Annotated in this window: 23 protein-coding genes; 10 read left to right on the top strand and 13 right to left on the bottom strand. The window is 66.0% G+C overall.

From position 1 onward, the window contains the following. Positions 1–40: 40 nt before the first annotated feature. The gene (locus tag GH266_RS00320) at positions 41–5,554 is read right to left on the bottom strand and encodes an alpha-2-macroglobulin family protein (protein WP_158192124.1); all 5,514 of its coding nucleotides are present in this window, start codon (positions 5,552–5,554) and stop codon (positions 41–43) included. A gap of 253 nt (positions 5,555–5,807) precedes the next feature. On the opposite strand from GH266_RS00320, the gene GH266_RS00315 reads away from it, so the two are divergent. After that, positions 5,808–6,506 (top strand): glutathione S-transferase N-terminal domain-containing protein, encoded by a 699-nt coding sequence (locus tag GH266_RS00315; RefSeq protein ID WP_158192123.1) that lies wholly within the window; start codon positions 5,808–5,810, stop codon positions 6,504–6,506. Positions 6,507–6,543: 37 nt separating this feature from the next. Here the strand turns inward: GH266_RS00315 and GH266_RS00310 are convergent, their stop codons facing one another. Further along, the gene (locus GH266_RS00310; protein WP_158192122.1) at positions 6,544–7,176 is read right to left on the bottom strand and encodes a glutathione S-transferase N-terminal domain-containing protein; all 633 of its coding nucleotides are present in this window, start codon (positions 7,174–7,176) and stop codon (positions 6,544–6,546) included. Between the two features lie 264 nt (positions 7,177–7,440). Between GH266_RS00310 and GH266_RS00305 the strand changes: the two genes are divergently transcribed. The 6 genes from GH266_RS00305 (at position 7,441) to GH266_RS00280 (ending at position 12,622) form a co-directional block, all read left to right on the top strand. Further along, positions 7,441–8,016 carry a YceI family protein gene (locus GH266_RS00305; protein ID WP_158192121.1) on the top strand — a complete coding sequence of 192 codons (576 nt, stop codon included), beginning with the start codon at positions 7,441–7,443 and terminating at the stop codon, positions 8,014–8,016. Positions 8,017–8,086: 70 nt separating this feature from the next. Next, positions 8,087–8,674: a cytochrome b gene (locus GH266_RS00300; protein ID WP_158192120.1), complete on the top strand. Its 588-nt coding sequence runs from the start codon at positions 8,087–8,089 to the stop codon at positions 8,672–8,674. Between the two features lie 92 nt (positions 8,675–8,766). Then, positions 8,767–9,333, top strand: coding sequence for a YceI family protein (locus GH266_RS00295; protein WP_158192119.1), 567 nt, complete (start codon positions 8,767–8,769; stop codon positions 9,331–9,333). A gap of 145 nt (positions 9,334–9,478) precedes the next feature. After that, positions 9,479–11,113, top strand: coding sequence for a fumarate hydratase (locus GH266_RS00290; RefSeq protein WP_158192118.1), 1,635 nt, complete (start codon positions 9,479–9,481; stop codon positions 11,111–11,113). 326 nt (positions 11,114–11,439) lie between these two features. After that, a complete protein-coding gene (locus GH266_RS00285; protein ID WP_158192117.1) occupies positions 11,440–12,030 on the top strand; it encodes a L,D-transpeptidase in 591 nt (196 codons plus the stop codon). Between the two features lie 202 nt (positions 12,031–12,232). Further along, positions 12,233–12,622, top strand: a complete 390-nt coding sequence (locus tag GH266_RS00280; protein WP_158192116.1) for a c-type cytochrome — start codon at positions 12,233–12,235, stop codon at positions 12,620–12,622. Between the two features lie 2 nt (positions 12,623–12,624). Here GH266_RS00280 and GH266_RS00275 read toward each other — a convergent pair whose 3' ends face one another. Beyond that, positions 12,625–13,275 (bottom strand): L,D-transpeptidase, encoded by a 651-nt coding sequence (locus tag GH266_RS00275; RefSeq protein WP_199270510.1) that lies wholly within the window; start codon positions 13,273–13,275, stop codon positions 12,625–12,627. Positions 13,276–13,411: 136 nt separating this feature from the next. Continuing rightward, the gene (locus GH266_RS00270; RefSeq protein ID WP_425329553.1) at positions 13,412–13,783 is read right to left on the bottom strand and encodes a gamma-butyrobetaine hydroxylase family protein; all 372 of its coding nucleotides are present in this window, start codon (positions 13,781–13,783) and stop codon (positions 13,412–13,414) included. A gap of 226 nt (positions 13,784–14,009) precedes the next feature. On the opposite strand from GH266_RS00270, the gene moaA reads away from it, so the two are divergent. After that, positions 14,010–15,011, top strand: a complete 1,002-nt coding sequence (moaA, locus tag GH266_RS00265; RefSeq protein ID WP_158192113.1) for a GTP 3',8-cyclase MoaA — start codon at positions 14,010–14,012, stop codon at positions 15,009–15,011. A 1-nt stretch (position 15,012) separates the two neighbouring features. Next, positions 15,013–15,351: a hypothetical protein gene (locus GH266_RS00260; RefSeq protein ID WP_158192112.1), complete on the top strand. Its 339-nt coding sequence runs from the start codon at positions 15,013–15,015 to the stop codon at positions 15,349–15,351. A 35-nt stretch (positions 15,352–15,386) separates the two neighbouring features. Here the strand turns inward: GH266_RS00260 and GH266_RS00255 are convergent, their stop codons facing one another. Beyond that, the gene (locus GH266_RS00255) at positions 15,387–16,151 is read right to left on the bottom strand and encodes a DUF3306 domain-containing protein (RefSeq protein ID WP_158192111.1); all 765 of its coding nucleotides are present in this window, start codon (positions 16,149–16,151) and stop codon (positions 15,387–15,389) included. After that, a complete protein-coding gene (locus tag GH266_RS00250; protein ID WP_158192110.1) occupies positions 16,148–16,684 on the bottom strand; it encodes a DUF3305 domain-containing protein in 537 nt (178 codons plus the stop codon). The genes GH266_RS00255 and GH266_RS00250 overlap by 4 nt, the downstream gene beginning before the upstream one ends. 248 nt (positions 16,685–16,932) lie before the next feature. On the opposite strand from GH266_RS00250, the gene GH266_RS00245 reads away from it, so the two are divergent. Beyond that, on the top strand, positions 16,933–18,972 hold the full coding sequence (locus GH266_RS00245) for a 4Fe-4S dicluster domain-containing protein (protein WP_158192109.1): 2,040 nt from the start codon (positions 16,933–16,935) through the stop codon (positions 18,970–18,972). A gap of 48 nt (positions 18,973–19,020) precedes the next feature. Here GH266_RS00245 and GH266_RS00240 read toward each other — a convergent pair whose 3' ends face one another. The 7 genes from GH266_RS00240 to GH266_RS00210 form a co-directional block, all read right to left on the bottom strand. Then, positions 19,021–19,323 carry a DUF3144 domain-containing protein gene (locus GH266_RS00240; protein WP_158192108.1) on the bottom strand — a complete coding sequence of 101 codons (303 nt, stop codon included), beginning with the start codon at positions 19,321–19,323 and terminating at the stop codon, positions 19,021–19,023. Positions 19,324–19,381: 58 nt separating this feature from the next. Then, positions 19,382–20,800 carry a multicopper oxidase family protein gene (locus GH266_RS00235; RefSeq protein WP_158192107.1) on the bottom strand — a complete coding sequence of 473 codons (1,419 nt, stop codon included), beginning with the start codon at positions 20,798–20,800 and terminating at the stop codon, positions 19,382–19,384. A gap of 111 nt (positions 20,801–20,911) precedes the next feature. Beyond that, positions 20,912–22,135: a multidrug effflux MFS transporter gene (locus GH266_RS00230; protein WP_158192106.1), complete on the bottom strand. Its 1,224-nt coding sequence runs from the start codon at positions 22,133–22,135 to the stop codon at positions 20,912–20,914. Between the two features lie 57 nt (positions 22,136–22,192). Continuing rightward, positions 22,193–23,095 (bottom strand): DMT family transporter, encoded by a 903-nt coding sequence (locus GH266_RS00225; RefSeq protein WP_158192105.1) that lies wholly within the window; start codon positions 23,093–23,095, stop codon positions 22,193–22,195. 44 nt (positions 23,096–23,139) lie between these two features. Further along, positions 23,140–24,153 (bottom strand): DUF6352 family protein, encoded by a 1,014-nt coding sequence (locus GH266_RS00220; protein ID WP_158192104.1) that lies wholly within the window; start codon positions 24,151–24,153, stop codon positions 23,140–23,142. Then, positions 24,153–24,641 carry a DUF6505 family protein gene (locus GH266_RS00215; RefSeq protein ID WP_158192103.1) on the bottom strand — a complete coding sequence of 163 codons (489 nt, stop codon included), beginning with the start codon at positions 24,639–24,641 and terminating at the stop codon, positions 24,153–24,155. Before GH266_RS00215 ends, GH266_RS00220 begins: the two co-directional genes overlap by 1 nt. Next, positions 24,638–25,453 (bottom strand): biotin/lipoate--protein ligase family protein, encoded by an 816-nt coding sequence (locus GH266_RS00210; RefSeq protein WP_158192102.1) that lies wholly within the window; start codon positions 25,451–25,453, stop codon positions 24,638–24,640. The genes GH266_RS00215 and GH266_RS00210 overlap by 4 nt, the downstream gene beginning before the upstream one ends. Position 25,454: the final 1 nt, after the last annotated feature.

Below are 25,454 nucleotides of genomic sequence, written 5' to 3'. Positions count from 1 at the left end.
GTCCTGTCCGTGCCATAGGCCGCCCCTTCCGGTTACGGCGTCAGCGCAGCGGACCCAGCACCTCGAGCCGCCCCGTATCGGTGCGGGCCGCAAGGTCGGGCCGATACATGTCCTCCACAGTCGCCGGCGGATGGGCAAAGCTGCCCGGCAGCGCCGCCCGCGCCAGATAGGCGAAGGTCATGACATCGATGTTCTGCTGGGACTCGTCCAGCGCGACGACGAAGCGGTCGTCGCGGAACTCGACATGGTCGGTGTTGTCGACCGTCGACAGCCAATCGAGGCCGCCGAGATCGCCCGAGCGCACCAGCCGCGGATTGTCGATCACCAGCCCCGCCGGCAGCCGGTCGACGACCATGATCCGCCCCTTGCCCGGCCGGTCGCGCGTGACCGTCAGCACGACCGCCACCCGGGTGTTGAGCGGCACAGCCTCGGAGGTGAGCTCGTTTCCGTCGAGGTCGTAGAGCGCACGGGTAATGCTGTAGCCGGTTCCGCCTGCCGGTTCCGGCTCCACCGGGCGTCCGCTGACGGTGATCACCACATCGGTGGCCTTGTCGCCCCGGTTCTCGACCCGCATGGGCTGCCCGGAGACGGTCTCGCCGGTCAGACGCCGGTCCAGCCGCCCGCTGACAGCTGTACCGTTGACCGCAAAGCTTGCGGCCTCCGCCTTCTGCTCCAGTTCATGACCGGCCACCAGCAGCCAGGCCATGTCCTGCGTGGACAGCGCAGGCGTCGCGTCCTGCCGGTTCGCGACATCGCGGGTCAGGCTGGCCGTATCGACAGAGGCGGCGCTGGCGCGTGTCACATAGGCCAGCACGCCGGCGGAGTCGCGCAGGGCAGTCCCGTAGTCGGAGCGATAGCTCGTGTTTTCCGGCTGCCCTGTCTCGCCGACTGCGGTCTCGAAGGCACGCTCCGCCCGCCCGCTTTCACCATATAGCGTAAGCGCCGCAGCGATCTGCGACTTGGCGAGCGGCGTTGCGAAATCGTCGAGCTTCACATCCGCGTAGTAGCGAAGGTCACCGATGGATGCGCGCCCGGCACTGGCCAGGACGTAGAGCGCATAGGCGATCCCCTCGCCGCCGTCGTCGAAGTCCGACGCGTAGGCGATGCGGTTCTCCAGGTTCTCCAGAGCAGACTCCAGCGCCTGGGTCGGGATGTTGTAGTCCCGGTCGCGGGCGCGCAGCAGGAAGTCGGTGACATAGGCATCGAGCCAGGTGTCCTGTGTGCCAAAGCTGGACCACAGGCCGAACGAACCATTCGAACTCTGGTTGCCCAGCACCCGCACGATCGCCTGTTCGATCCGGCCGCGAATCTCGCCGTCGGTCTTGAGGCCGCTCGCGACGGCCAACTCGTTGAGGTAGAGCAGCGGCAGCGCGCGGCTGGTCATCTGCTCGGTGCAGCCATAGGGATAGCGGTCGAGCGCTCCCAGAAGCCCCGGGATGTCGATCCGCGCGGCCCCGCCGGCCGCGACGCTCACGCTGGCGCTCGCCGGAACGATCCCGGCCAGCGTACCGGCGTCGAGCGTCAGGCCGGCACCGGCCGCCAGCGTGACGAAGGACCGGCGCGTCAGCGGCGGCATCGTATCGCGAACACCGAGAGAGAGCACCTTTTCGGCAACCGGGCCGTCGGGTCCTTCCAGCGTCAAGGTCAGGGTCGCATCGCCCGTGCCGGTCTCCGCCATCAGCGGCATGCGCAGGGTCTGGCGCTCGCCAGCGGCAAGCGACAGGGTACGGGAGGCATCTTCCGCCTGCAGCCAGACCGGCCCTTCGACGGACGCCTGCAGCACGTAGTCGCCTGCAGCGCCCTCGACATTGTCGATCTCCACCAGAAGACGCGACTGGTCCTCAGGTGCAAGGAAGCGCGGCAGCGTGGCGGTCACGACGAGCGGGTCGCGCACCGTCACGTCCCTCTCGGCATGGCCGACGCCGCTCTCGCTCCAGGCGACTGCGGTGAGCCGCACGGTGCCGTTGAAGTCCGGAACCTCGAAAGTGACGGTCGCCTTTCCATCCGCGTCGGTCTCGACGACGCCGGAAAACAGCGCCATCGGCTCTTCCTGGGGCGGCGGGGCGGCAAAGGACATGCCGCCGCCGTCACCGCCCGAACGCACCACGCCGAGATCGCCGACGGTCCGGTCGATCAGTTCGCCGTAATAGTCGCGGATCTCTACGCCGAGGCGCCGCTGGCCGAAATACCAGCCGGCCGGATCCGGCGTCTGGAACCGGGTGAGGTTCAAAATGCCCACATCGACAGCCGCCACGGTCACGAAAGCCGGCTTGCCGGCGGGCTGACCGGAGATCGTCAAACCGACCTCCATGGTCGAGCGCGGGCGCATCGTCTCCGGCGCATCGATCTTCACCGTATGCCGACGCTCGCCGGGATCGACGGAGAGCCACTGCAGGCCGAGCGCGCGCGAGGGCATGCGCTTCGCCTCCAGATCCATCGGGCGCAGCAGGGTGGCGGTAACATAGGCGCCGCTGCCCCAGTCGTCGGTCACGGTGAGATCGATCTCCGTCTCGCCTTCCGAAACCTCGACCACGCGGCTTTCGATCAGCCGGTCGGCCATCACGGAAACGAGGGCGATGCCGTCGAAGCGCGGCTTCAGCCGCAGCTTTGCCGTATCGCCGGAGCGATAGGCCTTCTTGTCGAGGCCGACATCGAGCACGTCGGGCGTCTGCGAAGAGGCAGAGGAGACATACCATCCGGCGTTGAAGGTGATGCTCGTCGCCGCCGGCTCAGCCCCGTTCGCCGCAACTTCGAGGCGGTACTCGCCCCACTCGACCGGCACGGACAGACGTGCGGGCTGATCCGCGGCAAGGTCGAGTTCACCATTCGCGACGCGACGGCTGGTGGTCACCGGCTCGAAGGACCACCGTCCGTCGGCGCGATACCACTGGTAGCGCGTATCGATGCGCGAGAGCGTCCACTGGACGTCGGCCGCGATCCGCTCGCCCTGCCGATCGAGTGCCACGAGCTCGAACTCGGCCGGCGCGCCCTCATCGACACCGCCGTCGAATGCCGGCTTGATGCCGATCCTGCGGCCATCGGCCAAGACGGGGAGATCGAGACTGCGCTCGACATAGCGCCCGCCGGCCTCGACCACGCGCGTGATCACCTTGGCAGTGTAGCCCGCCGTCGTCGGCTGCAGCTGCGGCACCGGCAGCGTGAAGCTGGCCTTGCCGTCCTCATCCGTCGCGACGCCGTCCGGCAAGGCGGTTCGCTCGGGCCAGATCTGCTCGTCGGCAAGGCCGAACGTGAAGCCGGAATAGCCGGGGAACTGACGCGTGGGCGACACGACGACTTCGCCCTCGACCCGCTGGCCGGAGGCTGGGGCACCATAGAGGAAGCTCGCCTGCAGCGAGACCGTCGGCGGCGCCTCGAGATCGAAGGCCTTTGCCTCGGTCTGCGGGGTGAAGTCGACGCGTTCCGGCTGATAATCCTCCACGAGGAAGGACAGACGCGCCAGCGCCTCGCCCTTGGGGTCCGCATGGATGCGGACGGACCAGCTGCCCTGCTGGGCACTTGCGGGAAGCTCCAGCGCGTGTGCGCGGCCACCGGCACCGGCCTCGGAGATCTGCACGCGGCGGTGCTCGACGCCGTCGGGGCGCTCATAAATGAAGGTCAACGGCAGGCCACCGACCGCCATCGCCGTGCGGTCGCGCGCCATCGCGCCGACATGAACCGTTTCGCCTGGGCGGAAGACGCCGCGGTCGAGCCAGGCAAAGACATCGACCGGACCGGGTGCTGCTCGTCCCTCCACGCCGCGGTCGGACAGATCGAACGCCGGCTTGGTCAGATCGAGGAACGCATAGTCCCCGCCTTCCGCGGCCTCGACACTGACAAGGGCCGGGGCACGGCCGCCCGTTCCGCGCGACAGGCCTGGAGGAAAGGTCGCAAAGCCATCGGCATCGCTTACGGTCTCGCCGAGGATATCGTTGTTGACCGCGACCAGCTTCACCTTGGCCCCTTCGACCGGACCGGCATCGGAGAGCTTGCGGACCGAGACGAGGGTTTCCTGAGCTCCGGTATAGGAGCTGACACCGAGATCCGACACCAGGAACCACTGGGTCGCCCAAGGCCCCCACTCGTTCTGCTTGTCCTCTCGCGCACGGGCGGTCATGGCGTAGATGCCCGGCTGCATGGCAAGTCCGAAGTCGGCGACCGGAACCGCGGTCGTGACATCCTGGTTCAGCCGCTGTTCCGTTTCCACGGTGCCGGACCAGAGCTTTTCGCCGTACTCGTCGCGGATCTGCTCCGACTGATAGCCGTTGAGCTGCGACAGGATGCGGCGGTCGCGGAGTGCAGGCGAAAGACCACGCTCGCCGATACGATAGATCTCCGTCTCCACGCTTGTGGTGTTCACCGTCACCAGCGGGATCGTGGCGCCGTCGCCAGCCGGCAGGACATAGGCCCGGCCGAGGAACCGCACCGAAGGCGCGCGGTCACGAACGTAGACGGTCAGGTTTGCGGACTTTTCGAGCTTTTCTCCGTCGGCCGACGGGATTCCGGAGCGCATCTGCAGCGCGTAACGTTCGCCGTGGCGAATGCCGTCGACGCAGATCTGGGCGCCCTCGCTCTCGACAGAATAGGTGCCCTCGCCCGTCACCTGGACGAAGGGAGCAAAGTCGGTGCCTCGCTGCAGCGTGTCGGAAAACACGACGCAGATTCGCGGGCTTACCGCATCGGAGTCGACCTGATGATCGAGGATGCGGAAGCCATGGGTCGCCACCATCTTGTCGTAGCGCCCGCGGCGCGCGGGCACTTCATCAAGGGCGAGGCCGGCACGCAGAGCCTTGATCGCCGGCTTGTACAGCTGGCGTCGCTCGAGCGAAGACGCCAGCAGGTCGAGGGCGCGAACACGCTCGTCCTCGCCGGCAGCCGTCAGATAGGTGTTGATCGCGGCCAGGGTGCCATCGATCTCGACCTGGCTGCGCCGCTGCCAGTCGGACGGTTCCTGCGCCAACAGCGAGCCGACCAGCCCCGACCACAGATCGTTGCGCTCTGCGTCCAGCGTGAGCGCGCGGGCGAACTGGCGCTCCGCCTCGTCGAAATTGCGCGATCCGAAAGCCGTACGCGCCTGGGCTTCGAGCTGGCCGGCGCTCTCTCCGCCTGCCTTGAAGTTGCGCGGCAGGCGCCGGGCATAGGCCGCCGCATCGTCCATGAGCGAGCGCGAGAGGAAGGAGAGTTCTTCGTTGCGGGCCTTCCGGCTTGTGTCGTCCCGGCGTGCAACCGTGACGACACGGCCGGCGACCGCTCCAGCGAAGGACTGCAACTGCCCCACATCGGACTTCATGAAGCACCAGCGGGCCGACGTGTTGTAGGTAAAGGCCCGGCACTGGTCGCTGTCTAGGCAGGCGGTCTTGCAGGTGTCGAGATCAACGTCTTTCAGCGTCCTGAAGTCGGCGCCGAAATAATCGGCATCGTCGACCGTCACGATGCGGCGTTCGCTGCTCTCCTGCGCCAGCGCATGGGGACCGGCCGCAAGGCCGAGAGCGAGCATGCCGGCCAGAGCCGGCACAAGAGTGCCGCCGAGACCGAATCTTCCGAACTTGCCGCGCATGACGTCCCCCCGGGGCTTCCGGCCTGGCTTGCGAGCCCAATGCGGCTCGTCCCTCGCGAGGGCGCCATGTGCCGGTGCGGTTCTCAACTTATCGAGCGCGGATCGGAGCATGCAATCGTGACAAGTCCAAGACCAAAATGCACTTTGCGTGTGATGGGCCGCAACCTTCGCCGACGCCGCCCAAACATGCCGCGACAGGTCGGCGCGGATTTCCTAAGAAGGGCGCACCGACACGCTTTCCGGGAGCAAAATCATGGTCTCACTCACCGATTTTCCGATCACGCATCGCTGGCCGGCCCAGCATCCTGACCGGCTGCAGCTTTATTCGCTGGCGACCCCGAACGGCATCAAGGTGTCCGCTGCACTGGAGGAACTCGGTCTCCCCTACGAGGCTCACAAGATCTCGTTCGACACGAACGACCAGATGACGCCGGAATTCCTGTCGCTGAACCCGAACAACAAGATCCCAGCGATCCTCGACCCGAATGGGCCGGGCGGCGAACCCCTGGCCCTGTTCGAAAGCGGCGCGATCCTGCTCTATCTCGCCGAGAAGACCGGAAAGCTGATCCCGGCCGATCCGGCGGGGCGCTACCACTGTATCCAGTGGCTGATGTGGCAGATGGGAGGGCTCGGGCCGATGTTCGGACAGCTCGGCCATTTCCACTATTTCGTCGCCGACAAGGTCAAGGATCCCTATCCGCGCGAAAGGTACACGGCGGAGGCAAAGCGCCTGCTCGCCGTGCTGGAGCAACGCCTGGAGGGGCGCTCCTACATCATGGGCGACGACTACACGATCGCCGACATGTCGATCTGGCCCTGGATCCGCACGCTCGGCGGCTTCTACGGCGCGGGCGAGATCACCGGCCTCGACACGCTGGCGAATGTCCAGCGCTGGTTTGCCGACTGCTCCGAGCGCCCTGCCTCGCAGCGCGCCGTATCCATTCCGTCCTGACTTTTGAAGCCCGCGCCATGCCGGCCCCATGCCCGTCTCAGGTCGGCATGGGGATCCCGGCGGTAACGCTCGGCACGTCATAGCCGCGCTGGACCGCCGGCCGTGCCGCAACCTCCAGGTACCAGCGCCGCACATTGGGATAATTCGCCAGATCTATTCCTTGCCACTCGAAACGGCTTGCCCAGGGCCAGATCGACATGTCGGCGATCGAATAGTCGCCGGCGACGAACTGGTGCTCCGACAGCTGCCGATCCAGGACGCTGTAAAGCCGCTTGGCTTCGCTGGCATAGCGCTCCTCGGCATAGGGCGCCTTGCCGGGATTGAAATGCAGGAAATGATGGGCCTGGCCGAGCATGGGGCCAAAACCGCCCATCTGCCACATCAGCCATTCGATGACGCGCAACCGCTCCGGTCCCTCCGGGGGGAGAAAGCGGCCGGTCTTCTCGGCGAGATAGAGCAGTATGGCACCGGATTCCATCAGGCTCACACCCGCTTCCCGGTCGATGATCGCCGGGATCTTGCTGTTGGGAGAAATATGGACGAAAGCCGGCGCGTGCTGCTCCGCGTTCGTGATGTCGACCGGGAACACCTCATAGGGAAGCCCGCACTCCTCCAGCATGATCGAGACCTTGCGGCCGTTCGGCGTGCTCCATGTGTAAAGGTCGATCATATTCCGCATCTCCATATCCGATCCGGCCGGCCCCTTTCGGGCCTTTTGCCGCGCGGCTTCGCGTGGTCCACGCGAAGGTGCCCGACCTGACGATTTCACGCAAGCGTCATACAGTGAGGCCCCACATCGTTTTATTGTTCACGCAGCGCGTACAGTGAATTCAGCCGGATGCGGTTGATGACGCAACGCCTTCATACGATCTCCACGGCAGGCCGCAAGAGCGGTCGGTGCCCTTACCGTCAACAGATATGCCAGGAGTTCCACATGATGCGTTTGTCCGCTGCCGCACTCGCGGTCGCCCTCGCCGCGGCCCCCGCGATTGCCGAGCCGGTCGCCTATGAGTTCGACAAGTCTCACGCCAACCTGACCTTCTCCTACAACCATCTCGGCTACTCGACGACAGACGGCCGCTTCGGCGACTGGACTGGCGAGCTGGTGATCGACCAGGAAACGCCGGCCAATTCGCGGATCTCGATGACCGTCAATGTCGACAGCCTCGACACCTTCTGGGGCGAGCGCGACACGCACTTCAAGAGCGCAGACTTCTTCGAGGTCGCAGCGCATCCGACCGCGACCTTCGTGTCGACCGGCGTCGAGAAGACCGGCGAGAACACCCTCGCCGTGGCCGGCGATCTGACGATCAAGGGCATCACCAAGCCGGTGACGTTCGACGTGACCATCAACTCGATCGGCGAGCATCCGATGGCCAAGACCCCGGCGGTCGGTCTGGATGCGACCACCGTCGTCAAGCGTTCGGACTTCGGCATGAACATGTTCGTGCCCTATGTCGGCGACGAAGTTACCATCTCCTTCAGCGCCGAAGCGCTGCAGGCGAAGTAAGCGGATGTGCGGGGCGGGCCTCCTCCCGGGCCCGCTCCCGCTCCTGCCGGCAGCCAGGATTGGAGACGCCATGCACCTGCGCAACACCCGCTTTGGCTACGGCCTTGTTGCCATTGTTTTCCACTGGACGATGGCGCTGCTCATCATCGGGCTGTTCCTGTTCGGCAAGTACATGACGGGGCTCGACCCGATGGCGCCCGACACTTTTGCGCTCTATCAGCTGCACAAGTCGTTGGGCTTCCTGGTGCTGGCGCTCGTGGTGGTGCGGCTCGCCTGGCGTTTTGCCAATCCCTCTCCCGCCCTGCCGGAGACGATGCCGAAGATCGAGCGGCTGGCGGCCCATCTCGGGCATGCCGGGCTCTACGCCCTGATGCTGGCGATCCCGTTATCCGGCTGGCTGATGGTCTCGGCGTCGCCCTGGGGCATCCCGACCGTGGTGTTCGACGTCCTGCCTGTCCCGCACCTGCCCGTCCCGGCGGCGCTGGGCACGAAGGCGGAAGCGGAAAGCGCACTCAAGGAGGTGCATGAGCTGCTGGCCAACGGCTTGCTGCTTCTGGTGCTGCTGCATGTGGCCGCGGCACTGAAACATCATTTTCTCAACCGCGATGACGTGTTGCGCCGCATGATCCGCACCGCACCGGCACGCCGTACCGACTGACGAAACACCGTCCCTGACGGACGCCCTCGCTCTGCGTCGCTCTCCCCTCCCGGAGGCGCGCTGCGACGGGCCCAGACACAAGGTTCTTCACGATGTTCGCATCCCGAAATTTCCGTGGCCGCCTCGTCGGCTTCACGCTGGCAGGCCTTCTTGTCGCCGGCCCTGCCGCAGCCAGCGACTGGACCGTCGACACGGCCGGAAGCAGCCTGTCCTTCGTCGCCATGCAGAACGGCAGCCCGGTGGAAGGCCGCTTCGAAAACTGGTCGGCCGAGATCTCGCTCGACCCGGACAACATCGCAGATGCCCGTATCCGGGCCGTCGTCGAAACCGGCACGGCCGGCACCGGCCAGCCGCAGGTCGACCAGACCCTGTCGAGCGCCTCGTGGTTCGATCCCTCCAGCCATCCGCAGGCGGTGTTCGAATCGTCCAAGATCACGGCGCTCGGCGAAGGGCGCTACGAGGCCGCCGGCGAATTGTCGATCAAGGGCAAGGCGGTCCCGCTTACCCTGCCCTTCACGCTGGAGATCGACGGCGACACCGCCCGTGCCCGGGCCGACGTTCCGCTCAGGCGCCTGGCCTTCGGTATCGGCTCGGACATCCCGGCCTCGACCGTCGGCGACGAGGTTGCCGTCAGGATCGACATCACCGCCACGCGGTAACGCCGAATGGCGCCAGAAGGGGGCGCGATCGCCCGCGCTCCCCTTTCCGCGCGGCCTCCGGCGCAAGTCGACTTGGCGGGCGGCAAGGTGATGGCGTAAAAGGCATCCAAACCTATCCACCTCAGCTTCCAGCCAAGGCAGACCGATGTCCGAGTCCACTCCTCCCGACTATCGCCACTCCACGCTGTTCCCCCTGGGGGCGGACCCCACGCCTTATCGCAAGCTCACGTCCGACTACGTCTCGACGGCGACGTTCCAGGGCGAGGAAGTGCTGGTGGTGGAGCCGGAAGGGCTGCGCATCCTTGCAGAGGAAGCCTTCGGCGACATCAACCACTACCTGCGGCCCGGTCATCTGGAGCAGCTGCGCAAGATCCTCGACGATCCGGAGGCGACCGAGAACGACAAGTTCGTGGCCTTCGACCTTCTGAAGAATGCCAACATCTCCGCTCACGGCGTGCTGCCGATGTGCCAGGACACTGGCACCGCCATCATCATGGGCAAGAAGGGCCGCCGCGTGTGGACCGACGGCAGCGACGAGGCGAAGCTGGCAGAGGGCGCGCGCGATGCGTATTTCAAGAAGAACCTGCGCTACTCGCAGCTGACGCCGCTGTCGATGTTCGAGGAGAAGAACACCTCCAACAACATGCCGGCGCAGGTCGAGCTCTACAGCGAGGGCGACGACGCCTACAAGTTCCTGTTCATGGCCAAGGGCGGCGGTTCGGCCAACAAGACCTTCCTCTACCAGGGCACCCCGTCGCTGCTGACGCCGGACCGGCTCGTCGAGTTCATCAAGGAGAAGATCCTGACCCTCGGCACGGCCGCCTGTCCGCCCTATCACCTGGCTATCGTCATCGGCGGCACCTCGGCCGAGACCACCCTAAAGACGGTCAAGCTCGCCTCCGCCCGCTATCTCGACCAGCTGCCGACGACCGGCTCCGAACTGGGGCACGCCTTCCGCGACCTGGAGATGGAAGAGCAGATCCACAAGCTGACCCAGGCGACCGGCGTCGGCGCGCAGTTCGGCGGCAAGTATTTTTGCCACGACGTCCGCGTCATCCGCCTGCCGCGCCACGGGGCTTCGCTGCCCATCGGCATCGGCGTGTCGTGCTCGGCCGACCGTCAGGCCCTCGGCAAGATCACCCGCGACGGCATCTATCTGGAGCAGCTCGAGCGCGAGCCGCACAAATACATGCCGGAGGTCACGGACGACACCCTCTCCGATCACGTCGTCAAGATCGACCTGACCCGGCCCATGCCGGAGATTCTCGCCGAGCTGACCCGGCACCCGATCAAGACGCGGCTGTCGCTGAGCGGCCCCCTGATCGTTGCGCGCGACCTTGCCCATGCCAAGCTGCGCGAGCGGCTGGAAAAGGGCGAGCCGCTGCCCGATTATTTCAAGAATCACCCGATCTACTATGCCGGCCCGGCCAAGACGCCGGAAGGCTATGCCTCCGGGTCCTTCGGCCCGACCACGGCCGGTCGCATGGATGCCTATGTCGACCAGTTCCAGGCAGCCGGCGGATCGATGGTGATGCTCGCCAAGGGCAATCGCTCCGCGCAGGTGCGCCGCGCCTGCCAGGCTCATGGCGGCTTCTATCTGGGCTCCATCGGCGGTCCGGCCGCCCGCCTTGCCCAGGACTGCATCAAAAAGGTCGAGGTCGTCGAGTTCGAGGAACTCGGCATGGAGGCGATCTGGCGCATCGAGGTAGAGGACTTCCCCGCGTTCATCGTCATCGACGACAAGGGCAACGACTTCTTCAAGGAGCTGAACCTCGGCTGACGGCCGAGGTTCCACTTTTGGGCGTGACGGCGGCACTGCCGCCACCTTCGGGCAGCGAACTCACGATCATGTGACCGCCGTCACGCCAACCATTTTCCGAATATGGCAGTTTCCTGTCTGTCGAGACCTTTGCATTAACCGCATTGCAAGGGACAATGGGAAGTATCGTTTCGGAGCCAGATCGTTAAACAGCGCCACGCGAACCACGCACCGGAGTCTCCTCCGCAGCACCATCTCTGCCGAGACGTGTTGTCATCCGAGTTTCATCGCGTCGTCGCAAAGGTTCAGGGGCTGGTTCGGACGACCACCGGATGGGGAAACTGGATATGCGCCTTTTCAACCTGCTTGCCGCAACGCTCGTCGCCGCGACCATCGCGACGCCTGCGGCCGCAAACAGCTTCTTTGATCCTGCCACCCGCAAGTGGGTGGACTTCAGCGCTCACGGCGCGCCGAGCGGCAAGTCGCCGATCCGTCGCGAGACCGTGCGCTATGATGGCCCTCATGCGCCAGGCACGATCATCATCGATACCGGCGAGCGCCGCCTCTATCACGTCCAGGAGAATGGCCGTGCGATGAAGTACGGCATCGGCGTCGGCCGCGAGGGCTTCCAGTGGGCGGGCAGCCAGCGGATCAGCCGCAAGGCCGAGTGGCCGGGCTGGACGCCGCCGCCGCAGATGCGTGCCCGCGAGCGCGCCAAGGGCCGCGTGCTTCCGGCGCACATGCCGGGCGGACCGAACAACCCGCTGGGCGCGCGTGCCATGTATCTCGGCAACACCCTGTACCGCATCCATGGCTCCAACGAGCCCTGGACCATCGGCACGGCCGTTTCGTCGGGCTGCATCCGCATGGCCAATGACGACGTCGTGCATCTCTACGACCGCGTCGATGTCGGCGCGCGGGTGGTGGTCAAGCGCTGAGCGCTCCAAAGCTGCATCCAGATGACAAGGGCCGGCGTTTCGCCGGCCCTTTTGCATTGATCTGTCGTCGCTCCAGCGCGATCCTGCCAGTGTTAGCGCGTGCTTGCGGGAGAAGGCGGGGCGACCAGCGATGACACTGGACAGCACACAACGGCGGCAGGGCAGAGCGACTTCCCGGTTGCCGCGTTTGCGAAAAAGCGCTGTGCGGGCGCTGATCGCCGCCTGTCTCCATGCGGTGCTGCTGGCGCCCGTTCCGGCTGCTGCGCAATCGCCGGGCGAGGCACTGGTGCAGCGCGGCAAGGCCCTGTCGCAACTGCATTGCGCCCGGTGCCATGTGGTGACGCCGGAGAACCGGATGACCGGCATCTCCTCCACCCCGTCCTTCATGATCATGGTCAGTGCGCTGGAAGACTGGCACGACCGGTTCGCGACCTTCCTTGCACGACGTCCGCACCCGGCGCACCTGCGCTTCGAGAACGAACCGCCGCGCCCGCAGGACAGTCCGGCCACGCTGGCCGAGGTCATCCTGACGCAGGACGACCTCGAAGCCATCCTCGCCTATGCCGAAAGGCTGGCGGCCGCGTCTCGCTGATCTCAGCCGAGGACGACCACCTTCGCGCCGACTTCCACCCGGTTGTAGAGGTCGATGATGTCCTGGTGCCACATGCGGATGCAGCCCGACGAAGCGTTGGTGCCGATGGAACGCGGCTGGTTGGTGCCGTGGATCCGGTACAGGGTGTCGACGTTGCCCTGCCAAAGGTAGAGACCGCGCGCACCGATGGGATTGCGCGGACCGCCTTCCTGGCCGTCGCGATACTTCTCCAGGGAAGGATCGCGGTCGATCATCTCCGCCGGCGGGAACCACTTCGGCCATTCGCGCTTGAACCGGATCGTGGCATCGCCCGACCAGGCGAACCCCGCGCGGCCGACGCCGATGCCATAGCGGATCGCCTTGCCGCCCGGCTGGATGAGATAGAGGAACTTGGCGTGCGGATCGACGACAACGGTTCCCGGTTCGTGGCGGCTCATGTAGCGCACCGACTGGCGCAGGTAGCGCGGGTCGAATTCCTTCCACGGGATGGCCGGAATGTTGAAGCCGCCGTCGCGCCGCGCCGCATAGGCCAGCGCATAATTCGGGGCACCTTCCGTCGTCACTTCGAGGCCGGCATTCTTGATCGCGCCGCTCTTGGTCTGGCACGCCGCAAGCAACAGGGGCAGGCCGGCCAGAAGCGCCCGGCGGCTCATACCGCTTGAATTGCCCGCGCCCTGCTGTCCGGCAGCCCGGATTGTCGCTTCATCACCGCTCACGATTCGCACTCTCCGACGTGATTCCATCTGCAGCAACTATGCAGACGATTCCAGGCGGCTGTCGACGCCAGTTTCAGCGCCGCGGCTCACGCGAAAGGCCCTTTTCCTCCAGCTCGCGCAGATAGCCGCCCCACAGTTCCTCGCGCTCGTTCGCCAGCTTGAGGAAATAGTCCCAGGAGAAGATCCCGGTATTGTGAAGATCGTCGAAATGGATGCGGACGGCATAGTTGCCGACGGGATCGATCTGCATGATCCCTACATTCATCTTCCCGGGCACCGTCTTGCGCTGTGCCGGCGAGTGTCCCTGCACCTCCGCAGAGGGAGAGCAGACGCGCAGATACTCGGCGGAGTACTCGTGCGCCTCGCCAGTGTCGAAGGTGACGGAGAGCCGCTTGCGATCCTTGCTCAGGCGGAGTTCCGTCGGCCAGGGCTTGCTGTCGGTCACGTTGCAAATCCTTCCCGGTTGCATTGCTTGCGTTGGCCGCGACGATAGTGGGGCTGCGGCAAACTGCAAGCGCCACGGCAGCCGGCTGCATCTCCTACCTGCGCACAATTGACGCAAGTCTTCTTTCCGCTACCTTCATACCCAAATGGGGAGGAGACCGGAGGCACCGCGCATCCGGCGTCCAGGTATCAAGAGGCCGCACCCGCGGCCGGGCAAGGAACACACGATGTCCCAGCAGATGATCGACCCGTTCGGGCGAACCGTCAGCTATCTCCGCGTTTCCGTCACCGACCGTTGCGATTTCCGTTGCGTCTATTGCATGGCCGAAGACATGACCTTCCTGCCCAAGCGGGAGGTTCTGAGCCTCGAGGAACTCGACCGGCTGTGCTCCGCCTTCATCGTCAAGGGCGTGCGCAAGCTGCGCCTGACCGGCGGCGAACCGCTGGTGCGCAAGAACATCATGAGCCTTATCCGCTCGCTCTCGCGCCATATCGACAGCGGCGACCTGGAGGAGCTGACGATCACAACCAACGGATCGCAGCTCGCACGCTACGCATCGGAACTTTACGACTGCGGCGTGCGCCGCATCAACGTGTCCATCGACACGCTGGACCCGGCGCGCTTCCGCGCGATCACCCGCTGGGGCGATCTTGCGAAGGTGATGGACGGGATCCGTGCGGCCACGGAAGCGGGCCTGTCGGTCAAGATCAACATGGTCGCCTTGAAGGGCGTCAACGAGCACGAGATCGTGCCGATGGTCGAATGGTGCCACGGCAACGGCTACGACCTGACGCTGATCGAGACCATGCCGCTCGGCGAGATCGACGAGGACCGGACGGACCAGTACCTGCCGCTTTCTCTCGTGCGCGCCAATCTTGCCGAGCGCCTGACGCTCGAGGACATCCCGTACAAGACCGGCGGACCGGCACGCTACGTGCGTATCGCGGAGACGGGCGGGCGGCTCGGCTTCATCACGCCGATGACCCACAATTTCTGCGAAAGCTGCAACCGGGTTCGAGTGACGTGCACCGGCATGCTCTACATGTGCCTTGGGCAGGACGACAGCGCCGACCTTCGCGCGGCGCTTCGCGCCTCGGAGAGCGACGATCTGCTCTACTCCGCCATCGACGAGGCGATCGGGCGCAAGCCGAAGGGCCACGACTTCATCATCGACCGACGCACGCGCCAGCCCGCCGTTTCCCGCCACATGAGCGTGACGGGCGGCTGAAATGGCGGAGGCTCCCGTCTCCCGCCCTGCTCGCCCGCGGGCCATCGACGGCCTTGGAGCGCGCCTAGCCGCGCTCGCCGTCGCCGTGGGATTGGCTGCTGCCATGGTGTGGATCGGAAAGGTCGGCTTCGCCGGCGTTGCCATGACGCCGTTCGAAAGTTCGGGCACCGTCAGCGCCGGCATGGCCTCCTCGGGCAACCCGCAACTCGACGCATGCCTTGCCGAACGCGTCGGCGCGGTGGACCAGATGCGCAAGGAAGGACTGGTCGACGCGGCGCGCTACAATACGTTCCGCTCACGCGCGGTCAGCTATTGCGAGAACCAGTTTCCGCCCCAGTAGTCCCGTCCCAGCAGGTGCGCCGGCAGTTCGCCTCTTCAGGTGAAGCGGACACGCCGACGTGCGGGACGAGCGGGCTCCTGGGCGGCAGGCGTGCGCGGACGAGCCACCTCCCCGTCATCGCGGGTCATGGGTGCCATGAGCGAAAGCCGCTCTTGCACCGGCTCGCTCTCTGCCTCGGGCGTCTCCGCCAGAGCCTTCGGGTCATCGCTCTCCAAATCTGAGAGGTCGGAGACCTCGATCTCTAGGCCTTGCGGAGTGTCCGGCATCGCCTCGCCCGAAGCGCGTTCAAGAACCTCGTCCGAAGCGGGCTGGATATCGACAGCATCGGCCACCGCCTCCAGCTTTTCCTCTACCTCGGACATCCAGCTGTAGCCCTTGCCGACCTGCCAGGACGAGCGGATCCCGTCAGCAAAGGTCTCGACCGTACGGTAATCCTCGTCGTAGTCGTTGAGGCCGTCGACGCAGGCCAGCACCGGATTGGAACGCCAGAGCTTGCGCAGCGCCGCGTTTTTGAGCTGGGTGGAGACGCCCTCCTTCAGGAAGAGCGAGAAGTCAGAGTCGAAGGCGAGCGTCTCGAGATCGACAGCCTCGGCTGCCGCCCGGTTGGCCTCGGCAACCTCTTCGCGCGTCGAGCCCAGATGCTGGGCTTCGCCCTCCGGCTCGCCGTGGGAGAGTTCGGAACTCGGCTCGTCGACGAGACCCGCCTGCTCGTCTTCGGCGCGCTCGCCGACCTGCTGGCGCGCTGCCTGCTTGCGCTGCGACCAGCGCGAGAGAAAGCCGCGGTCGGTCTCGGCGCTCACGGCTCCCGCTCCTCCCTGCGGCCGAGCGGCGAGAAGATCGGCTCCTTGCCGAAGATCTGCTTCTCGGTCTCGATGCGATCACGCCGGCGCTTGCGGAAAGCCGGCGCCTCCGGCAGCGAGGAGAGATAGTGCGCCATCCAGGCCACCGTCTCGCGCGGCATGGCGACCCGCTCCACCAGTCCGGCGGCGCTGTCGAGCACGCCCTGTGCCTCATAGGGATCGGCCGTCACGCCGCGCACCCTGTAGGGCGGTGTCTTCGGCGTGATCTCGTCGTCCAGCATCGCCCAGATCGACGGCGTGCCGGTCTCGATGTTGGCGTCGTAGGCCTCCACCATCTTGTGATGCAGGACAAGCATGTGCGGCGCGGACAGATAGCGGGTGATGCCATCGCCGTCGTGGATGACCGTCCATCCGTCGGTGGCCGGTGCGTCGGGGATCACTTCCGTGACTTTCCACGACCAGTCCGCCCATTTCGAGGAGGACGGGCGACGTTCCAGCACGATGCCGAACGGCGCAAGCACTTCCCTTTGCACGTAAAATCCTCCTCGCACGATGCGGTCCGATATTGCCGTATCTACGTAATTCTGGGGCACGCGAAGGGGAAAGGCAATGCGGCCGTGTTGGCGGACGCTCGCACCTTACGTCCACGACCGACAAGGATGCGCACAAGTTCAGGCAGGTAAGGAAAATCCTCACGAATTGCGCTAGTGTCAGGCAAATCGAACAAGAGCGGCTCGCCGGTGCCCCTGGGCAGGACGGGCGCGCGCCACGGAGGAACGACATGGCGTCGAGCAAACCCCGGGTCATGCTGTGCAACTGCGAGAAGACCATGCGTCTCGACGCAGGCCGCATCGCAGGGCTGGACAAGGACCACACCGTTCATACCCAGCTGTGCCGCGCGCAGATCGCCTCGTTCGAAAAGGCGTTGGCGACCGGTGAGCCGCTCCTTGTCGCCTGCACGCAGGAAGCCCCGCTGTTCCAGGAGGTCGCCGAGGAACGGGGTGCCGACCAGGAGCTCTCCTTCGTCAACATCCGCGAACGCGCCGGCTGGTGCGGCACGTCGACCGACCCGCATCCGAAGATCTCGGCCCTGCTCGCCGAAGCGCTGACACCCTCCGTTCCCGCCGCCCTGCACTCGATCGAGTCGGACGGGGTCTGCCTCGTCTACGGCGCCGGCCAGCAGGCGCTCGACGCGGCACGGGCCCTGGAGGGTCGGCTGTCGGTCTCGCTGCTGCTCAGCGATGCCTCCGATCTCATTCTGCCCGGCACGCTGGAAATCCCGGTGCACATGGGGCGCATCCGCATGCTCAAGGGATCGCTCGGCGATTTCGAGGTCACGGTCGACGGCTACGCCCAGATGCTGCCATCGTCTCGCGGCGCGCCTTCCTTTGCCCTGGCCCGCGACGGCGCACGCGCCAATTGCAGCCTGATCCTCGACCTGTCGGGCGGAACGCCGCTGGTCAGCGCGCCCTCCAAGCGCGACGGCTACATCCGCGTCGACCCCGGCAATCCGGCCGCCGTGGCACGGGCGATGTTCGACATCGCGGACATGGTCGGCACGTTCGAAAAGCCGCTCTACGTCACCTACGACGCTTCGATCTGCGCCCATGGTCGCTCGGGCAAGACCGGCTGCACCAACTGCCTGGATGCCTGTCCCGCGGGGGCGATTTCGAGCACGGGGCGCGAGATCGTCATCGACCCGGGCATTTGCGGCGGCTGCGGCTCCTGTGCAGCCCACTGCCCCACAGGCGCCGTCAGCTACCGCTACCCGGAGCGCGGCAGCCAGATCCGCCGGCTCCAGGCGCTGCTCGGCACCTATCGCGAGGCGGGCGGCAAGGATGCCGTTCTCCTCATCCACGAAAGCCAGCATGGCGGCGACATCATCAATGCGCTCGCCCGCCTCGGCGAAGGCCTGCCGGGCAACGTGCTGCCGCATGGCGCCCATGCCGTCACGAGCTTCGGCCATGACGCGATGCTCGCCGCCGTCCTCGCCGGCGCAAAGCGCATCGTGTTCCTCTGTCCGCCCTCCAAGGCGCATGAGCTGGACGCCCTGCGCATGGAGATCGAGCTCTGCGAGAGCCTGCTCGCCGGCATGGGGCACAAGCCTCACGGCGCCTTCGCCATCGCCGTCGAAGACGACCCGGACGCCGTCTCCAGCTATTTCAAGCTGGAGGCGACCCCGCTATCCGTGCGCTCTGCAAGCTTCGATCCGGTCGGCACCAAGCGCGACGTCGCCCGCAGCGCAATCGCCCGGCTGCTGGAGGGCGCTCCGATGCCGCAGGAGATGATCGCCCTGCCTGCGCACGCGCCCTATGGCCGCATCCAGATCGCCTCGGACGGCTGCACGCTCTGCCTCGCCTGCGTTTCCGCCTGTCCGACAGCAGCGCTCTCCGACAACCCGGACAAGCCCCAGGTCAGCCTGACGGAAGCAGCCTGCGTGCAGTGCGGCCTTTGCGCCAATACCTGTCCGGAGCAGGTCATCACGCTGGATGCGCGCTACAACGCCGCGCCAAGCGCCATGCGGCCGGAGGTGCTGCATGAGGAAGAGCCGGCCACCTGCGTCTCCTGCGGCAAGGCCTTCGGTACCCGCTCATCCATCGCCCGCATCCGCGAAAAACTCTCCGGCAAGCACTGGATGTTCCAGCGTGCCGACCAGATCGCCCTGATCGAGATGTGCGATGACTGCCGGATCTCGGCGCAGTGGGAGATGGACGACACGCCGCTGCGCGGCGGTGCGCGGCCGCGGATCGTCACCACGGACGATTACCTGGCCATGGAAAAAGGACCGCTGACCGCGGACGACTTCCTCAAGGACAACTGATATTGGCCGGTCGCCGCCCGGCGGCGACCGGTTTTCACCCGATCTACCTCAAGCGCTTCCTGCTGGCGGATCCAGCTCCGGATCGGCGAGGTTCTGGCGCAGCATCTCGCGATAGCTCTCGACCATCCGGGTTACGAACTCCTCGTGATCCTCGACCCCGATTACGGTCTTCGCCACATGCGCGTTGTAGCGTGCGGCAGCCCAGAGAAACGCCATCTGCAGGTCGGTCGCCGGGATCTTGCGGTTCTCGCGGTTCGCCACGTCGATGAATTTTCCCGCGACCTGCAGGAATCCGGTCGTGTCGAGCGTCCCTGACGCGCGCCCTGCGCGCCGTTCCTGTCTGTTGGCCATGCGGGAAACGTTCCTCTCCTGTTGGTGTGGCCTCGACCTGTCCGCCCTGCGGCGAGGGTCAGCTTATCTCGAACCAGCTCATCATGCCGGCTTCCTGATGTTCGAGCATGTGGCAGTGGAGCATCCACTTGCCGGGATTGTCCGCGACGAAGGCAATTTCGACACGCTCGCCCGGTGCGGTCAGCACCGTGTCGCGCCACTCTTCCCGTGCAACCGGCGCGCCGTTCCGGTTGAGAACCCGGAAGTGGTGGCCGTGCAGGTGGATCGCATGCGGCCAGCGCGTGTCGTTGACGATAGGCATGCGCACCGTGCGCCCAAGCCCGGCTGAAAACAGCGCCGGGTCGTGATGGCTGCCGGCGATGCCGTTGAAGCTCCAGACCTTGCCTGCCTCCACGAGATCGCGCATGCCCTTTTTCTCACCATGCAGCATCGCTTCGCTCATGCGCCCCATCGCCCCGCCCTCCATCAGCAGATCGACCGACAGGGCGTCATCGAGATCGAGCGCGGTCGTCAGCGGGTTCGCCGGCAGCCGCAAGGTCTCGGGCAAGGGATCTGCGCGGGCGACCGGGTTTCCTTCGGCGCGCAGCTCGCACGCCGCAAAGGGCTCGCGGGAAACTTCCTCGACCTTGAACACAGCCGCCTCGCCCGGCACGTCGACCATGAGATCGCAGCGCTGCGCCGGGGCGATCTCCAGCGTCTCGTCGGCCAGGGGATAAGGCTCCACCGGCTGGCCATCCAGCGCCAGGACGACCGGCGAAAGGCCGGCGAACCGAAGCTGGAGCACGCGTGCATTGGCCGTGTTGAGGATGCGCAGGCGCAATCGCTCGCCGGGTCGGACCACCTGCTTCAGATAGGGCTGCCCGTTGACGGTGAGCACATTGCCGAGCCGGCCGGCATGGGCCCAGTCGTGCAGCATGCCAAGGCTCGCCACATCGATCTGCCGCGCCTCGTTGAGCCGCCAGTCGTCGAAGGCCATGACGAGATCGCGGTCGACGGCGACGGGGTCCTGCTCCTCCACGATGAGAACGCCATAGAGGCCGCGCGCCATCTGCTCCCAGCTGCGGTTGTGCGGGTGGTACCAGAAGGTGCCCGCGTCCGGTGCCTTTACGAGATATTCGAACGTCTCGCCGGGCGCGACCGGTTCCTGCGTCAGGCCGGCAACGCCGTCATAGGCATTGTCGATCCGGATGCCGTGCCAATGGATGGTCGAGGGCTGGTCGAGCTCGTTTCGAAAGTTCACGCGCAAGGTTTCTCCCTGCCGCATCCGAAGAACCGGCCCGGGCACGCCGCCGTCATAGCCCCAGATCTCGGCGAGCGGACCGCCCTCTTCCCAAAGCGATGCCGTGCCCGGCCTTGCCACCAAAGTGGTCGGGCCGGATGTGCCCGCCAGGGAGACACGAGGCAGAAACGGCAAGGCGCCCGCGGCGAGCGCAGACTGAATCAGCAAACGGCGCGACGGCCCGGACCTTCTCGACATTGCAGGACCTCGTGTGGCTTTCGGCTTCACGAACTGCCGGTAACTGGTGCAATGCGCGGCGCCGACAAGCGGCGAACAGGCAAAGACGATACCGCCTGCCGCACGGCTTGCCTATTCCGCCGCTTCAAGCAGCCTTGCCGCAACGCCGGATGCGACGGCCACGCAGCAGCTGACGGCCATGACGAGAACCAGCGGCCAGATGGTGCCCGGCCAGAGAACCCCCGTCAGCAGCCAGCCGACCAGTGCCGAGGTGATCGCACCGGCGCCGATCTGCATGCTGCCCGTGAAGCCCGAAGCGGCGCCGGCAAGATCCGGCCGGACACTGACGGCACCGGCAATGGCGTTGGGCAGCGACATGCCGTTTCCGACGCCGACGACGAACATCGGGCCGAACAGCGACATCGGATGCACGTGCCCCATCCCGAAGGCGACGGCAATGGCGATCACCGCAAGGCTGAGGATGATGTTGCCGCCGTTGATCATCCGGCCGATGCCGATCCGTGCGGAAAAACGCCCGGACGTCCAGTTGCCGACGATATAGCCCGCCGCGACCATCATGAAATAGAGCCCGTAGGTGGAGGGCGTCATGTTCATGAGCTTCGCCGCGATGAAGGGCGCTCCGCCGAGGAAGGAGAAGAACACGGCGGACGTGAAGGCCGAGGTCAGCGCGTAACTGACGAACAGCGGCGAACGGGCAAGCACACCGTAGCTGCGCACCAGCCCGCGCAATCCGCCGCCGGCGGCGGCGCGGTTGTGGTTGGTCTCGTGCAGTTCGAACCAGGCCCAGATGAAGACGATGATGCCGAGAACCACCATCAGGTAGGAACTGGTGCCCCAGCCGAAATTCTCGTCCAGCGCACCGCCGATGGCCGGCCCGATCATCGGGGCCACCGCCAGCCCCATCGTGACGTAGCCGATCATGCTGGCCGCCTGGCTGCGGTCGAACAGGTCGCGCACGATGGCGCGCCCCAGCACGATGCCCGCGCAACCGCCGGCCGCCTGCAGCACACGGCCGATCAGCATCGTCTCGATGGTGTCGGCCAGTACGCAGACGACGCTGCCGACGATGAAGATGCCGAGGCCCCACATCAGCACCGGGCGCCGCCCGTGCCGGTCCGAGAGCGGGCCGATGCCGATCTGGGCGATCGCCACGGCCGCCAGGTAGAGCGACAGCGTCAGCTGCACCATGCCGGCGGTCGTATCGAAGATATCCACCAGCGTCGGCATCGACGGCAGGTAGATATTGAGAGCCAGGGGATTGACGGCGGAGACGGCAACAAGGAGCGCGATTGTGGGGCGCCGCTCCGGCACTGCCGAAGGGAGGGAATTTGTCATACGATCTGCTTTATGGCGTGCGACGGCACGTTGGCAAGCCTTGGCGAGACCTGCCGCTCATCGAGGCAAGTCGGCCGTAGCGGCAGGTCCGGCCTCGTTCAGTTTCTTGCGTTCACGCATCAGGCTGTAGAGCCCCGTGGCAACGACGATGGCGATTCCGGCGAGTGTCGGCAGGTCGGGGACGTCACCCCACACGAAATAGCCGATGATGATCGCCCAGACGATGATCGAATAGCGGAACGGGGCGACCAGCGAGATGTCGCCGATGCGCATCGCGTTGATGATGCAGACGAAGCCGATCAGGATGAAACAGGCGGCCGCGGCAAGGAATGTCAGGTCCAGAAGCGACGGCATCGTCCACTCTTCGCCAAGGGAGAGCGCAAGCCCCGTGACGGTGACCCCGACAAGAGTGGCGAAGGTGACGCCGAGCGTCGGGACGTTCTTCGGCAGCACGCTGGTCGTGAGGTCGCGCAAGGCCATGAAGAGCACTCCGGCGAGAGCCATCAGCGCCCAGGCGTTGAACCCCTCCATGCCCGGACGCACGATCAGAAGGACGCCGCTGAAGCCGACCGTGATGGCCGTCCAGCGCCGCCAGCCGACCGGCGCGCCCAGGAACATTGCCGCACCTGCCGTCACCAGCAGCGGCAACGCCTGGAGGATCGCGGTGGCGTTGGCGATCTCCATGTTGAAGAGCGCCGTCAGGTACAGCACCGTCGCAGTCACCTCGGCAAAGACGCGCTGTCCGACCAGCCGGCTCGCCAGCAGGTGAAACCGCCTCACCTCGCCGTTGATCACGCCGAGCCCCAACACCAGCACCAGCGCCATCACGCCGCGCACGAACATGATCTCGCCAAGCGGCAGGCGCTCGGAGACCAGCTTGACGAAGCTGTCGTTCACGATGAAACCGGCCATGGCCAGCATCATGAACAGGATGGCGCGGCCGTTTTCGGAGGTGAACATGGCGATGTCCGATTGCTTGCGGACAGGGGCCGCGGGCGGGACGTTCAGTTTCGAGGCCGAACGGGCAGGTTTGTCAACAGGTTCTGGGGTTTCATGCGCACGATATTGTCCGCGCCCATCGCCAGCCCCAACCAGACCGGCTTACCGCGCATGCTCTCGATGGCATCGCCCCGATTGTCGAAATCCATGCGGAACAGGGCGACGATGCGCCCCAGATCCGCCTCCCCGACCTGCCGCCCCTCGTAGAGGGCATTGAGGATGCGGGTCGCCTCCGCATCGAGCCCGACATGCCAGGACCAGCGCTCGTCGCGGATCGACTGTTGCGGCTGGATGCGCACGGATACCCCGTGGAAGTGGCCGATCCAGCTCTCCAGCACCCTGGCGAAGGCGTCCAGCGCAGGCTCGGTAAAGCGAAAATCGATGGCCGTGTCGAAGCGGTCCGACCGGTCCCAGTAGATCGAGGCATTTTCCTCGGTGAGCACGTCCAGCGAGACCGACGGCATGGGCGTGCCGGCTTCCGCCAGCAGCGCACCGAGACCACCGAGCCCCCCGGTGCGCGAATAGGTCTCCACCATCTCGGCATCGGCCAGCATCAGCTGCCCTTCCGCGGTGGTCACGGCCTGCTCCCGGAACAGGAGCTCGCCGGCGCGCACGCGCAACGGGTCCGCCACCTTGCGCAGGACGTTATGGGTGATCAGGTGCACGAGCTGATCGATGAACATCGGCGGAATGTCGATGCCAGTGCCCTTGAAAAGGGCCGCATAGCCTCCTTCCAGGCTGCCATGCGTGACCAGATGGTCCCGGAAGCGCAGGACAACGCGGTAGTTGTCGGCCGCATCCGGATCGGCGATGGCCGCAAGATCGCTTTCGCCGACCGCGGCGAAGGGATCGGTCATCAGCGTCTCGAACAGGCGATGCTCGGCCTCGCAGGACTCCTCGACGGGATGGATCTCCGGCCGGGTGAAATAAGCTCGAAGGAAGTCCGGCGTCACTTCGAGATAGCCGCTCGCATCGCGGCTCAACAGGTGCGCCCCTGACGATTTCCAGAATTGCGGCATCAGTCGTCCTCGGTCACGTCCCAGATGCGGGCGTGGGGCGCATCGCCAGGGGGCGTCACAAGATGGAAGCTCTCGCGGATCGTTCCGTCGCCCTCGTCGATCTCCCGGCTGATCGCCAGCAATGCGTTGAGGTCGAGCTCCGCTGCAATCTCCGCCGTGTCATTGAGTTCCGCCTCGGCAACGGGGCGCGCCGCCTCCATGGAGGGGGCGCCATGCTCTTCGACGAAGTGCTCGCAGAGCCTTTCCAGCAGCCTCTCCCGCTCCTCGTCGGAGATTTCGGCCGGGGTCGCAAGTGTCGTCCAGCCGAAGTTCTCCAGCGACAGGAAGCCGGAGACGAACGCCTGGCGCAGCTTTCCAGTCAGGCCCTCGTCGGTATAGGCGCGAAAGGCGAACGTGCCGGGGATGACCCAGTCTCCCGCTTCCGCCGCGAGCGGAAACACTTTCGTGTCCGATACATCGAGCCGGATCGCCTTGAGCAGCCGCGTCATTGGTCAATTCCCCTGTTGTGCAGCGCCAAGGTGGCATCCTCGCTGTCGCGCCGGTCGAGATGCGCCAGGTGCTCGCCGAGCGAAAGCGCGACCGCAGAGACCCCGTCGGCTGGCTTCAGCAAAAGGCCGCCGGTCTCGTCGATCCCCAGGAACACGCCGCGTTGCTCGCCCTCCGGTCCGGGTAGCACGATCTCTTCCCTATAGCCATCGGCGCGGAACAGCCAGTTGTCCAGAACCGGCGCGAAGCCGTCGACGTCCCAGGAATGGATCCAGGTGAGCAGATGTCGCGACAGGGATTCGATGGCAAGCCGATGCTCCAGCTCCGCCCCGCCCTCGTCGGCAAGGCTGGTGAGATGCGGCATCTCGCCCGGTTCCATCGCTCCGTCGACGGGAGCAAGGCGCACCTCGATGCCGACCACCAGCCAGAGCGGTGCGCCGTCCTCGCCGGTTTCGCTCGCCTGCGCGAACCGGGCCCGGCCCACCCTTGCCCCGTTGGCGCGCAGCACGGCCGGCCATTCGTAGGTCAGGGCGATTTCCGGCGGGATCAGCGCGCCGATCGCATCCGTCGCCGCGACCATGGCGAGGAACAACATCTCGACCCCGCGCGCCGGCTCCACCTCAGGCTCCAGCACCAGCGCGATGCGGACATGCGCCGGATCGGACGACCACAGCAGATCTCCAGCCGAATAGTGGCCTGCTTCTGCACCCGCCACAGCAGCCTCGAAGGGATGATCGCCACCATCCAGCCTGTGCCCCTTCAGCAACGGCGGGAAAACCGGCTCCGGGAGCTCGTTGACGTTATTTTCCGGCAAG

Source organism: Stappia indica, from assembly GCF_009789575.1.
Classification (GTDB): domain Bacteria; phylum Pseudomonadota; class Alphaproteobacteria; order Rhizobiales; family Stappiaceae; genus Stappia; species Stappia indica_A.
This window is presented reverse-complemented; position numbering and strand designations above follow the sequence as displayed.